Raw genomic sequence first — 11,661 nt, forward strand, 5'->3', positions numbered from 1 at the left:
TCGACCCAGTCCCAAGACAGTAAGCCTGCTGAATGGGAAGCTTAGGGAGTCCGGAAAACAGGAGTCCAAATCAATTTGGCTCCAACACATTGCATCAATACATGAAAAAAATTCAATTAGGTTTAAGTGACTTGCGTGTCACGCCAGTTTGTTTGGGCACCATGACCTTTGGTGAACAGGTTGATGAGGTTCAAGCTTTCGATATTTTGGATTGCTCGTTGGAGCGGGGCGTGAACTTTATCGACACGGCCGAGATGTATGCCGTGCCGCCACGCGCGGAAACTTTCAACGTCACTGAGAAAATCATTGGGAACTGGCTTTCAAAACGACCTGCTGCACGAGAAAAATTGGTACTGGCTACCAAAGTGGCAGGGCCCTCACGCAGCATGCCTTGGATTCGGTCTGGGAGCTCCGATCTCACTGGTGCAGACATTCAGGCGGCTTGTGAAGGCAGCTTGAAACGGCTCAAGACTGATGTGATTGATCTCTATCAAATTCACTGGCCTGTTCGCAGTGTGCCCGCCTTTGGTGGCATTTACTACCAGCCCACGGCGGAGCAGGGCACATTGCCTCACGCCCAACTGGAAGCTTTGGGTCAATTGGTACGAGCGGGCAAGGTGCGTGCGGTAGGGCTCTCTAACGAAACACCTTATGGGGTGCACGAATTTGTTCGCTTGGCTGAACAATATGGTTTGCCACGTGTAGCAACGGTGCAGAACCCCTACTGTCTACTGAATCGCTCTGTTGAGAATGGCTTAGATGAGACCATGCACCGGTTACAAGTTTCTTTACTGGCCTATTCCCCGCTTGCTTTTGGTTTGCTCACTGGCAAATACGATGAACAGGGGTTGACGGGGGCAGATGTTTCTGAGCAAGCCCGGTTGAAAAAGTTTGAATCTTCGCGCAAGCAGCGCTGGGGTCGCCCTGAAGCCTTGGTGGCTGCCAAACGTTACAACGCATTGGCTTGTCAACATGGTTTGACACCTATACAAATGGCACTGGCGTTTTGCTACACCAAGTGGCAGGTGGCCAGCACCATCATTGGAGTCACCTCCGTTGCCCAACTGAATCAATGCCTGGATGCCTGGGGCACCACGCTTGCCCCTGATTTACTCAAAGCCATCGACGCCATTCGCTGGGAAATGCGTGATCCGGCGCAGTGAAGTCGCACGGATTTAAGACGTCTGTACCGTGAAAATTTACGAAAGTGTCTCTGTTGAGTCTGTGACACAGATGCTGCAAGTGTGCAGAAACTTGCCTTGCTATAAACATTATTTCGCTCACCACGCTGGGCATTGAGGAGTTGGTATGGATTTCATGCAGAGTTTGTTGCCGGTTATAGCGCTCTTGGCGGCTTATGTGGTGGGTTCGTTGTCGTTCGCGGTCATTGTCAGTCGGCTCATGGGGTTGAGCGATCCCCGCACGTTTGGCAGTAAAAACCCTGGCGCAACCAACGTGTTGCGCTCTGGCAGCAAGGCTGCGGCGATTCTGACTTTGTTGCTGGATGCGGCCAAAGGCTGGTTGCCAGTGGTGTTGGTGAAATGGTATGGGCAGCCGTACGGTCTGGGTGATGGCACGGTGGCCTTGGTTGGACTGGCGGCATTTCTGGGGCATGTATTCCCGGTATTTTTCAAGTTTGCCGGTGGCAAGGGGGTTGCGACGGCTTTGGGCGTGCTGCTGGGTGTGAGTGCCTGGTTGGGGGTAGCGACAGCGTTGCTCTGGTTGCTGTTGGCAGTGGTTTTTCGTTATTCGTCTTTGGCCTCCATCATGGCAGCGGTGCTGGCACCGGTGCTGTATGTGCTGGGCGATGGCAGTTTTTGGTATTTGAACAAAAGTATCACTTTGGCGATCACTGTGATGGCTGCATTTTTGATGTACCGGCACGCTGAAAACATCCAACGACTGATCAAAGGCACCGAGTCAAAATTGGGCAAAAAATCGGCACCCTCAGCAGGACACCAGTTGCATTCACACGGCGCTGCCAAACACGGACATCGTCATCCGCCTGCTGTCAATGAGACCAACCTCATTCAAAAGGACACGCTGTGAAACTTTGTATTTTGGAAAACGACACGCTTGACCCGGCTGTAGAGGCCACTTACACAGGTTATGGGAGCATGTTCAAACGGCTGCTGCAACAAGCCGGGGCAACGGGCGAGTTTGAAATTTTCAACACCACGCGTGGCGAGTATCCTGCATCTTTCGATCATTACGATGCCATTCTCCTGACTGGCAGCAAAGCCGACTCTTTTTCCCAAGAGCCTTGGGTGCTGGCGCTCAAAGACAAGGTCATGGGGTTGTTGAAGGAAAAGAAAAAACTCATTGGCGTGTGCTTTGGTCATCAGCTGATTGCTTTGTGTTTAGGGGCCAAGGTTGGGCGGGCGCCCAATGGCTGGGGTGCTGGCCGAATGCAGTATGAATGGACTGTGCCAGATTTTTCACAAGCCAATGGACGCACTGAAGTGGCTTTGTTGGCCAGTCACCAAGATCAGGTGTTTGAACTACCCCAAGGCACTCAGTTGCTCGCGACCAGTACATTTTGTCCTGTGGCAGCGTTCGGGGTGGAGGGACAGCTGTTTTGTATTCAGCCGCATCCTGAGTTTGTTGAAGACTACAGCGCCTACATTTTGAACAAACGCCGAGCGTTGTTTGGTGAAGAAAAATACCACGCCTTCACCAAGAGCCTGAGCCAAGGCCATGATGGCTTGGCTGTGGCACGCATGATGGTGGCGTTCATCAATGGCAAGTGATTCCGGGATGCCAGGGACTTGCCTCACGGCAGGCGCAGTAAACGAACGATGTCTTCAGTTTCAAGGGGTCTGGCACTGCCAAAGCCTGCCACGTGCCGCGCACAAGAAGGAAAAAAGGCCATGAAACTGAAGTCACCTAACTGCATCATGGGCTCAGCCTCAGGAAAACGTTCCAAATAGACTTGCTGCGCAGCAACCCAACTTGAACTGTCAGGCAGCAGCCGCTTAATGGTACCGTCGATGGATACGCGAGGCAGCGCATGCACGGGTTCATCTGACCGCTCGGGTTGCATGACCATCACGGACACCTCTGGATGACTCAACATGTTTCGAGTGTGAGGTGCCAGCAGACTGACGTGCATGATCAGACAGCCAGCAGCCGGCTCAATGGCGTAAGGCACCATGGAGACAAAAGGCTCGCCATGGACGCCCAGCGTGCCCAAGCTGGCTATGCGTTGGGTGTGAAGCAGACCTCGGAGTGCTTGGTTCAAACGGGATTCATGAGGCGTTGACATCAGATCAGTTCAATCGTTGCTTAAAAAATAGGCGGCACGCGCAGCGGTAAGGCTGGCGCGGCTTGCAGCGTTTGTGAACAAGCTTATCCACAGGCTAACCCACAGAACTCAGAGGAAAGTGGGTCTGAAAAACCATTGCCTCAATCTCATTGAGAGCGCTGCGGGGCAGAGGGTGAATCAAATTCATAGGAGACTTCCTCGCTATCGACCATGTCCAGGAATTCGTTCAATTGGGTTTCATCTTCCGTACTGACCCAGGTGTCCTCGGGGTCAGTGGCAAACAAAGGCTCAATGGCCAAGTCGAGAAATTGACCATTGGGTAATTTCAGCACGGGAGTGCCTTCGGAGGTTTCAACCAGTTCCCATTGAGCGGGAACAGTCATTTCAAGTTTCAGTGTGACGAAGAGTTTTTTCATGGTGTGTTTGGGGCAAGTGGTGGGCAAGGTGCTTAGGCTGCGCCTGGGGAAGCTTGGGCAATCAAATCACTTCAGTGACAAACTGCGCGCGTGGACGGCGTACCTTTTTCAGGTGGACCAACCAGTCTGCATCTTCATCACGGTAACCCAGCGGCATGATGGCGACGCTGCGCAGGCCACGTTGATCTAATTTCAACAGCTGGTCCAGGGCTGATGGGTCAAAACCTTCCATGGGCGTGCTATCCACCTCTTCAAAGGCCGCTGCAATCAGCGCAGCACCAAGACCGATATAGGCTTGGCGTGCAGCGTGTTCAAAGTTGGTTTGGGCATTTCTTGCGGGGTAGCTGGCAAGCAGCATCTGCCGGTAATTTTCCCAACCTTCATTGGTGCCGCCACGCTGGGCATTGGTCAGGTCAAACATCATATTGATGCGCTCAGCCGTGTAGGTGTCCCAAGCGGCGAAGACCAGCAAGTGAGAGCAGTCAGTGATTTGACTTTGATTGAAAGCAATCGGTTTGATTTGTTCACGCACGCTGGCGCTGCTCACCATGATGATTTCATAGGGCTGCAAGCCGCTGGACGTGGGAGCCAAGCGAGCTGCTTCCAAAATGCGTTCAACTTTGTCTTGGGGAACCGATTTGTTGGGGTTCATCTTTTTGGTGGCATACCGCCATGCTAGCTTTTGCTGAAGTACTGACATGAATAACTTTCTAGGGTGAAAAATGAATTTGTTTGTGACTGAACGCAATGGTGTAGCGTGTGGTGAAGCACTCACAAGTGTTGGAGCTTCTCGATGGCGCGTTCCAGCGTGTGTGACTTTTTGGCAAAACAAAAGCGCACGATGTGTTGGTCAAAGCCATTGCCGTAAAAGGCTGAGGTTGGGATGGCTGCTACACCAACCTCGCGGGTGAGCCATGTGCAGAATTCTGCTTCGCTCAATGCGCTGACCTGCGAAATATCCACGCTCTGAAAATAACTGCCCTCACATGGAAGCAGCCTCAGCCGAGAGCTCGCCAGACCGGCACGAAACATGTCGCGCTTTTGTTGGTAAAAATCGGGCAGCGTCAGGTAAGGGCTTGGGTTGCTGAGGTAGTGCGCCAGGGCGTGTTGCATGGGGGTGTTGACGGTGAACACGTTGAACTGGTGGACTTTGCGGAACTCTTGTGTGAGCGCATGCGGTGCTGCCACGTAACCCACTTTCCAGCCTGTCACATGGAAGGTTTTTCCAAAACTTGAAACGATGAAGGCCCGTTCGGCCAGCCCGGGGTAGCGGCTGGCGCTGAGGTGGGACTTGCCATCAAACACCATGTGTTCGTAGACTTCATCGCTGATGAGCAAGATGTCAGTAGGGCGGAGCAGGGCTTGCAGCTGCAACATTTCAGCATCTGTCCACACGGTGGCACTGGGATTGTGTGGTGAGTTGACGATGATGGCACGGGTTTTAGGGCTGATGGCAGAACCGATCAACTTGAAGTCTGGCCGGAATGTGCCTGGTGTCAAAGGCACACGCACAGCCATACCGCCAGCGAGTTCAATATTGGGTACGTAGCTGTCGTAGCATGGCTCCAACACAATCACTTCGTCCCCGGGGTGCACTACCGCCAAAATGGTTGTCAGAATGGCTTGGGTTGCACCTGCTGTGATGGTTATTTCGCTGTTGTGGCAGTATTCATAAGCGTAAAGCGCTCTTATTTTTGTTGCAACGGCTTCGCGTAACAGGGCTACCCCAGCCATTGGTGGGTATTGGTTGTGGCCATTTTGCATGGCTTGAGTGACCGCTGCGATGAGTGCTGGGTCACAGTCAAAGTCTGGAAAACCTTGCCCTAAATTGACGGCATGGTGCTCAAGTGCCAATGCCGACATGACTGTGAAAATGGTGGTGCCCACCTGTGGGAGTTTGCTGATAAGTTGGGGTGTGCTCATGGTTTGGGGCGTTGATGAAGGGCAAAGGTTTTTCAGCTTGGGTCACAGCTCATAGTCGTTGACGTGCCCGCTCAAGGCGCGCTCGACCAAGTGTCGCTCAAGCCGACTGCTGACAAGCTCCGCAAATTTGTAGACAAAATTGCGCAGGTAAGCACCACGCTTGAAGGCAACGCGCGCCACGTTTTGACCAAACAGGTGACCCGCTGGGCGCACCACCAAACCCGTTTGCGCTTCATTGCCCACAACATCTCGCACCGACATCTCGGCCGCAATGCCAATACCTAAGCCCAGTTTCACATAGGTTTTGATCACATCCGAGTCAATGGCTTCCAGTGCAATGCGTGGGTTGAGATTACGGGTGGCAAAAGCCTGGTCAATTTTGGTTCGACCTGTGTACGAAGGGTGATAAGTAATAATAGGCTCTAGACCAATATCTTCAAGCGTGAGGTGCTCTTTTTTACATAGCATGTGATGAGCTGGTAGCACCAGCACATGCTGCCACTCATAGCAGGGCAAGGTCACCAGTTCCTCAAAGCCTGAAATGGATTCAGTGGCAATACCAATTTCGGCCACTTCATCAATCAGCATGCGTGCCACTTGGTCAGGTGAGCCCTGGTGCAGGCTGATATTGACTTTGGGGTAAGCGCTGCGCAACTTGGCCACAGGCTCTGGCAGCACATAGCGCGCTTGGGTGTGGGTGGTGGCAATCGACAGTGTGCCACTGTCTTGCGCGCTGTATTGTTCGCCAATGCGCTTGAGGTTATTGACCTCACGCATGATCACCGCAATGCTTTGAATGATGTGCTGGCCAGGCTCAGTGATGCGTTTGAGGCGCTTGCCGTGACGAGCAAAAATCTCAATGCCCAGCTCTTCTTCCAACTCAATGATGGCTTTGGACACGCCGGGTTGCGAGGTGTGAAGCGCTTTGGCTGCCTCAGTCAAATTCAGCTCGCGGCGAACGGCTTCTTGAATGAATTTGAATTGGTGAAGGTTCATGCCTGTCAGCCGGGTTCAATTGGCAGCAAGCCGCAGGGGTTTAGGCACAGCTTCACACTGCGTCCAAAGAGAGTTGTGCCAGCATTTGAATCACCCTTGGGTCTTCGCCCACCGAGGGGCGCAATTCAATCTGAAGGGCAGGGTAGGTGGCCTGCAAGTCTTTCACCAAAACCGGTAAATCCTCGCGCGCATGTCGACCCACGCCCAAAAACATAGGCACGATGGTGAGGCGCTGGACACCTATGCCCGTCAACTCAGCCGCTACGCTGGGTAAGTCTGGTGTGGTCAACTCCAAAAAAGCGCAACGCACATGGCCATCAGGATTTAACTCACGCATGCGTTGGGCAATGGTGTCGATGGGTTGGCGCCAAAGCGGGTCTCGGGAGCCATGGCCAAAAAGTATGGTTGCGTGCATCTGTTGCCTTTCAATCATTGGGTGAATTGAGTCTGTTTGGACAAAATCTAGCGCCTAAGCACCAGCCAGCCAAACGCGGTAAGAGAAATCAATGTGTAAATCATGCCTGGCAAGGCCGCTGTCAGCCAAGGTTGCCAGTTTTGCAAGTTGCCCATGTAACCAAAGACGTTGTTCATCAAAAAAAAGCTGATGCCAGCCATGACCCCGCCAAACACATAGGTGGTGATGCTGCCAGAGCGAAAGTGCAGGTAGGCAAATGGCAGTGCCAACACCACCATCACCAAACAGCTCAATGGGTAAAAAACTTTTTTCCAAAATTCAATTTCGTAGCGCTGGGCAGATTGAGCATTGTTTTGCAGGTGTTGAATGTATTGAAACAAGTCATAGGTGCTCATCCGCTCCGGCTTCAGCAGTGCGGCTGAGACCATGTCAGCACTGATGCGGTTAGGCCAGTGCAGCGTGTCTAGCTTGCTGCGGGTGACTTCTGCAGTGGGTTGGTCTTGATCTGGAAATTCAGTGCGTTGAGCGCGCTGTAACTCCCAGGCTTCGGTTTCTGCTATCGCAGCACTCTCAGCCAGTGTCATGGCGCGTAACAGGCCGCGGTTGTCAAATTCAAAAATCCTGATGCCTTTGAGGTTGCCATCGGCGGTGAGCTCGCCCACATTCACTGCAAATTGCCCATAAGTTTGTTTTTCTTTCAGCCAGGCACCGGTCTGCCCAACCGTGATGCGCCCGGTGTAACGCACTTTCAGCAGTTGCGCTGTGCGGTCTGCGACGGGAGAAAGGTAGTCCCCCAATGAGAAGGTCAATGCGACAAAAGCCAATCCGAGTGTGAGCAAGGTTTTCAAAGCTCGCCAGGGGTCAAGGCCACTGGTGCGCAAAATGGTGTATTCAGAACTCTGTGCCAACCTGGCCATGACAAAAATAGTGCCAATCAACACGGCAATCGGCATCAGCTCGTACAAATGGCTAGGTACCATCAACGTCACGTAAGCCAGGGCGTGGACCAGGCGGTAGCCTTGCGCGTAGTGCCGACCTACTGACTGAACTTCAGCCACAAAGTCGAAGAAGAAAAACAGAGCGAGAAAACCACACGTGACAAAGCCCACGGAACGAATCACTTCGCCATAAATGAGCCGGCGCATGGTTTTCATGCTTTTACCTCGGGTTGCATTTGAGAGCGTACAGAGAAAAAATTTCGCCAATGCCAGTTGTTATGGCCTTTGGCCAACCAAAACGAAGCCAATGCAAAAACGCTGCCGTGAAGCGCCACCATGAAAGACGCAAAGTTGGCTTTGCCCGCAAAAATCCAACTTTGTCCAAGGTTCAATAAATTGAAATAGACCACAAAGGCGAACAAGGCAAAGATCAAATTCAGGCTTTTACCCACTCGTGGATTGACGCTGGAGAGTGCAACGCCAATGATGACGAAATTAAACGCCGCCAAAATCAAACCAAAACGCCAGGAAAGTTCGCCCCATGCAGCGGGAGTCGCCATTTGAAACAAGTCCAGCGTGGTGTGTGTGTTGACAAACAATGAGCTCGACTCCACCAACGGGTTGGCGGCAAGGTGAGTGCCGTAAGTGACAAATTGGCTGATTTTTAAATCGGTCGTGCCCACCGCTGTTTCCAGCCGTTGCCCACCATCGAGCATCAGGTATTGGCCTTGAGGCGTGCGCTCAATTCGGCCACTATGCGCTGTGGTGATAGTTTCCTTGCCAAACTCGGTGGTCGCAATAAACACATTGGTGCCGTTGGTTTGACCCGGTTGATTTTTTTCAATAAAAAATACCCTGGCGCCATTGGCGGACTCCTGAAATTGCCCGGGTTCAATGCGCTCCAAGTCTCCGCGCTGCTCGTACTGGTTTTGCAGATCATTGATGCGCAGGTTGGTCCAAGGCAACACCAGCAGCGCCAACGCGGCAATGACAGCAAAGATGGGCCAAGAGAATCTGAACAATGGGCCAAGCAGCGCTGCCAGCCCCTTGCCACTGCAAAACCAAATCACCATTTCGCTGTCTCGGTACATGCGAGACAAGGTCGCAATGATGGCAATGAACAGGCTCATGCTCAGCAGCGTGGGAGTGTATGCAAGCACGGTATAACCCATGACAAGCGTCACATCTGAGGGGTTGAAGCTGCCGCGAGAAGCCAGACCCAAGGTGCGAATCAAGGTCATGGTCATCACCACGGTAATGAGCACAACCAGCGTGGCCCCAAAACTGCGCGAAAGCTCTTTGCGTAAAGAGGAATGGAATAACATTGCTTGAAAGGAAACCGGTAATTATGAACTTTGAACTCCACTCTTTTAACCCATCGAGCGTATCCACTGAAAAAACTGATGTTTCTTTGGTGTTTGTTCCTCACGATTTTCAGCCCGCAAAAGACGCGCTGTCAGTGCTGGTAGCCAAGGCATTGAAGTCGGGCGATTTGTCTGCCAAAGCGGGGCAGGTCTTGCACATTTACAGACCCGTTGGTTTTGCGGCTACGCATCTGGTGCTGGTGTTTGCAGCCGCCGGGGCAGCCAATGATGTGCGCCAAGGCATTGGTGCGGCTTGGGCGTGCGTCAAAGCCAGCAGACCCAAGCAGCTCAGCCTTCATTTTTTGCAGCAACCCAGCGCACCGGGGTTGCGTGCTGCCATTGCCGGTTTGGCCGAACAGACCTACACCTACACCACCACCAAAAGCGATGAACCTGGTCGAACGCTGGCCCAAGTGGTTGTGGCTGTGCCGGATGATCTGGCCGTTTCTACCCTGTTCAAACGTGCAGTAGCAGCAGTGCATGGCGTAGAGTTGGCTAAAGAGTGGGGCAACCGCCCAGCCAATTACGCCACCCCCACCCATTTGGCTGGTGTGGCCAAGGCATTGGCCAAGTTTGACCGTATCAAAGTGAACATCCTGGGTCCCAAAGAAGTGGCGCAATTGGGCATGGGAGCCTTTCAGGCGGTGGCACAAGGCTCTGACGAGCCTCTGCGTTTCATTGAGTTGCGCTACCAGGGGGCGGGCAAAGCAGTGGCTCCCTGCGTGCTGGTGGGCAAAGGCATCACATTTGACAGTGGTGGCATTTCCATCAAACCCGCGGCCGAAATGGATGAAATGAAATACGACATGTGTGGTGCGGCCAGCGTGTTGGGGGTGTTTCGCGCGTTGGCAGAACTTCAGCCCGAAATCAATGTTGTGGGTTTGATCGCTTCTTGTGAAAACCTCCCCAGTAGCCGCTCTGTCAAACCTGGAGATGTGGTTACCAGCATGAGCGGGCAAACCATTGAGGTGCTTAATACAGATGCTGAAGGCCGATTGGTACTGTGTGACGCGCTCACTTATGCAGAGCGTTTCAAACCGCAAGCGGTGGTGGATATTGCCACTTTGACGGGCGCTTGTGTGATTGCGTTAGGTGGCGTGCGCAGCGGCGTTTTTTCAGCTCATGACCCTTTGTCTAAGGCGCTTGTGGCTGCTGGCGAATCTTCGCAAGACCTGTGTTGGCCTATGCCGTTGGACGATGCCTATGCAGAAGGCTTGAAAACCAGTTTTGCCGATGTGGCCAATGTGGCTGGGCGCGCTGGTGGTGCCATCACTGCCGCCAAATTTTTGCAGCGCTTTACCGCTCAATACCCTTGGGCGCACCTGGATGTGGCAGGCACCGCTTGGAAAAGTGGAGCCACCAAAGGTGCCACAGGCCGACCGGTCAGCTTGCTGCTTGATTGGTTGCTTGATGCATCCATGCCCGGGTCTGCAACTTGACTGCCGTAGCGTTTCATTTCAACGTTTCCGACCGATTGAACTATGTGTGCCGTTTGCTGCGCAAAGCAGTCGCGAGTGGTTCAAGAATAGTGGTCACGGGATCTACGGCGGATTTGGTCGCTGTAGATGTTGCGCTTTGGGCCGTATCACCCACTGACTTTGTCACGCATTGCCTACAGGATGCCAGTGCAACTGCTTTGGCTGTTTCTTCCGTGGTGTTGGTTGAAGACTGCCGCCCCCATGTTGATTGCACCGTGTTGCTTAATTTGGGCCCAAACGTGCCCACTGGGTTTGATGTGTTTGAGCGTGTGATTGAGGTCGTCAGTCATGATGATGATGAGCGGCGTTTGGCACGTGCCAAATGGCGGTTTTACGCGCAAGCGGGGTGCCCTTTGACGCAATACGATCTGCAGAAAGCCAAATCATGAGCACCGACATGCCCCGACAGCTGCCGCGATTTATTCCAACCTTGACCGAGGTGGTTGATCCCGCCAGTTTGAAACTTCATGTGGCAGCTGCACCGCCGAATGAGGCTGCCATCGTGGCGCAGGTCATGCAAAACCTTGAACCCATGGTTGAACGCCACATTCAAGACACGACGCAGGCCATGCAGCGTGTGCTGGCGCATCAGTGCACAGAGCTTGGTCAGCAATGGCATGAAGAGCTTTCACGACTTGTGCAGCAAGCAGTTTGTACAGAGCTCAAAAAACAAGATTCGGATAAATTTCAAAAATAAGCGCTTTTCATACGACATAAGTCAATCGTCTCAGTGTCTACCCTAACTGTCATGAATCCAAGCCGACGCCCCGGATGATGAAAGAAACTCTAGGGTGGAGGTGACGGGGTCGATGCCGAGAAAATTCTTTGGGAGCGAGCATCCCGATAACTAACTTGGCACGCCTACA

At 52.9% G+C, this 11,661-nt stretch carries 14 protein-coding genes; 6 read left to right on the plus strand and 8 right to left on the minus strand.

The window, feature by feature from the left end:
- The first annotated feature begins 101 nt into the window (after positions 1-101).
- The 3 genes from PHT20_RS12470 (at position 102) to PHT20_RS12480 (ending at position 2,750) form a co-directional block, all read left to right on the plus strand.
- Positions 102-1,163, plus strand: coding sequence for an aldo/keto reductase (locus PHT20_RS12470; protein ID WP_301020765.1), 1,062 nt, complete (start codon positions 102-104; stop codon positions 1,161-1,163).
- Positions 1,164-1,317: 154 nt separating this feature from the next.
- A complete protein-coding gene (plsY, locus tag PHT20_RS12475; RefSeq protein WP_301020778.1) occupies positions 1,318-2,049 on the plus strand; it encodes a glycerol-3-phosphate 1-O-acyltransferase PlsY in 732 nt (243 codons plus the stop codon).
- Positions 2,046-2,750, plus strand: a complete 705-nt coding sequence (locus tag PHT20_RS12480; protein WP_301020766.1) for an amidotransferase — start codon at positions 2,046-2,048, stop codon at positions 2,748-2,750. The genes plsY and PHT20_RS12480 overlap by 4 nt, the downstream gene beginning before the upstream one ends.
- A 23-nt stretch (positions 2,751-2,773) precedes the next feature.
- Here PHT20_RS12480 and PHT20_RS12485 read toward each other — a convergent pair whose 3' ends face one another.
- The 8 genes from PHT20_RS12485 to lptF all read right to left on the minus strand — a co-directional run bounded on the left by PHT20_RS12485 (position 2,774) and on the right by lptF (position 9,278).
- Positions 2,774-3,265, minus strand: coding sequence for a pyridoxamine 5'-phosphate oxidase family protein (locus PHT20_RS12485; protein WP_301020767.1), 492 nt, complete (start codon positions 3,263-3,265; stop codon positions 2,774-2,776).
- A gap of 146 nt (positions 3,266-3,411) precedes the next feature.
- A complete protein-coding gene (locus tag PHT20_RS12490; RefSeq protein ID WP_301020768.1) occupies positions 3,412-3,681 on the minus strand; it encodes a hypothetical protein in 270 nt (89 codons plus the stop codon).
- 61 nt (positions 3,682-3,742) lie between these two features.
- On the minus strand, positions 3,743-4,381 hold the full coding sequence (locus tag PHT20_RS12495) for a nitroreductase family protein (protein WP_301020769.1): 639 nt from the start codon (positions 4,379-4,381) through the stop codon (positions 3,743-3,745).
- 71 nt (positions 4,382-4,452) lie between these two features.
- Positions 4,453-5,604: a pyridoxal phosphate-dependent aminotransferase gene (locus tag PHT20_RS12500; protein WP_301020770.1), complete on the minus strand. Its 1,152-nt coding sequence runs from the start codon at positions 5,602-5,604 to the stop codon at positions 4,453-4,455.
- Positions 5,605-5,646: 42 nt separating this feature from the next.
- Positions 5,647-6,600: a CysB family HTH-type transcriptional regulator gene (locus PHT20_RS12505; protein WP_301020771.1), complete on the minus strand. Its 954-nt coding sequence runs from the start codon at positions 6,598-6,600 to the stop codon at positions 5,647-5,649.
- A 52-nt stretch (positions 6,601-6,652) separates the two neighbouring features.
- The gene (locus tag PHT20_RS12510; RefSeq protein ID WP_301020772.1) at positions 6,653-7,015 is read right to left on the minus strand and encodes a CbiX/SirB N-terminal domain-containing protein; all 363 of its coding nucleotides are present in this window, start codon (positions 7,013-7,015) and stop codon (positions 6,653-6,655) included.
- A gap of 47 nt (positions 7,016-7,062) precedes the next feature.
- Positions 7,063-8,169, minus strand: coding sequence for an LPS export ABC transporter permease LptG (lptG, locus tag PHT20_RS12515; protein WP_301020773.1), 1,107 nt, complete (start codon positions 8,167-8,169; stop codon positions 7,063-7,065).
- The gene (lptF, locus tag PHT20_RS12520; RefSeq protein ID WP_301020774.1) at positions 8,166-9,278 is read right to left on the minus strand and encodes an LPS export ABC transporter permease LptF; all 1,113 of its coding nucleotides are present in this window, start codon (positions 9,276-9,278) and stop codon (positions 8,166-8,168) included. Before lptF ends, lptG begins: the two co-directional genes overlap by 4 nt.
- A gap of 23 nt (positions 9,279-9,301) precedes the next feature.
- Between lptF and PHT20_RS12525 the strand changes: the two genes are divergently transcribed.
- The 3 genes from PHT20_RS12525 to PHT20_RS12535 are packed head-to-tail and all read left to right on the plus strand — an operon-like array spanning position 9,302 to position 11,492.
- Positions 9,302-10,756 carry a leucyl aminopeptidase gene (locus tag PHT20_RS12525; RefSeq protein ID WP_301020775.1) on the plus strand — a complete coding sequence of 485 codons (1,455 nt, stop codon included), beginning with the start codon at positions 9,302-9,304 and terminating at the stop codon, positions 10,754-10,756.
- Positions 10,753-11,184 (plus strand): DNA polymerase III subunit chi, encoded by a 432-nt coding sequence (locus tag PHT20_RS12530; protein WP_301020776.1) that lies wholly within the window; start codon positions 10,753-10,755, stop codon positions 11,182-11,184. The genes PHT20_RS12525 and PHT20_RS12530 overlap by 4 nt, the downstream gene beginning before the upstream one ends.
- Positions 11,181-11,492, plus strand: coding sequence for a hypothetical protein (locus PHT20_RS12535; RefSeq protein WP_301020777.1), 312 nt, complete (start codon positions 11,181-11,183; stop codon positions 11,490-11,492). Before PHT20_RS12530 ends, PHT20_RS12535 begins: the two co-directional genes overlap by 4 nt.
- The last annotated feature ends 169 nt before the right edge of the window (positions 11,493-11,661 follow it).

It is taken from the genome of Rhodoferax sp. (assembly GCF_028715765.1).
Lineage (GTDB): Bacteria > Pseudomonadota > Gammaproteobacteria > Burkholderiales > Burkholderiaceae_C > Rhodoferax.

Coding starts and splice junctions, on each gene's coding strand:
- PHT20_RS12470 (WP_301020765.1), top strand. CDS start 102: ATGAAAAAAATTCAATTAGGTTTAAGTGACTTGCGTGTCACGCCAGTT.
- plsY (WP_301020778.1), top strand. CDS start 1,318: ATGCAGAGTTTGTTGCCGGTTATAGCGCTCTTGGCGGCTTATGTGGTG.
- PHT20_RS12485 (WP_301020767.1), bottom strand. CDS start 3,265: ATGTCAACGCCTCATGAATCCCGTTTGAACCAAGCACTCCGAGGTCTG.
- PHT20_RS12490 (WP_301020768.1), bottom strand. CDS start 3,681: ATGAAAAAACTCTTCGTCACACTGAAACTTGAAATGACTGTTCCCGCT.
- PHT20_RS12495 (WP_301020769.1), bottom strand. CDS start 4,381: ATGTCAGTACTTCAGCAAAAGCTAGCATGGCGGTATGCCACCAAAAAG.
- PHT20_RS12500 (WP_301020770.1), bottom strand. CDS start 5,604: ATGAGCACACCCCAACTTATCAGCAAACTCCCACAGGTGGGCACCACC.
- PHT20_RS12505 (WP_301020771.1), bottom strand. CDS start 6,600: ATGAACCTTCACCAATTCAAATTCATTCAAGAAGCCGTTCGCCGCGAG.
- PHT20_RS12510 (WP_301020772.1), bottom strand. CDS start 7,015: ATGCACGCAACCATACTTTTTGGCCATGGCTCCCGAGACCCGCTTTGG.
- lptG (WP_301020773.1), bottom strand. CDS start 8,169: ATGAAAACCATGCGCCGGCTCATTTATGGCGAAGTGATTCGTTCCGTG.
- lptF (WP_301020774.1), bottom strand. CDS start 9,278: ATGTTATTCCATTCCTCTTTACGCAAAGAGCTTTCGCGCAGTTTTGGG.
- PHT20_RS12525 (WP_301020775.1), top strand. CDS start 9,302: ATGAACTTTGAACTCCACTCTTTTAACCCATCGAGCGTATCCACTGAA.
- PHT20_RS12535 (WP_301020777.1), top strand. CDS start 11,181: ATGAGCACCGACATGCCCCGACAGCTGCCGCGATTTATTCCAACCTTG.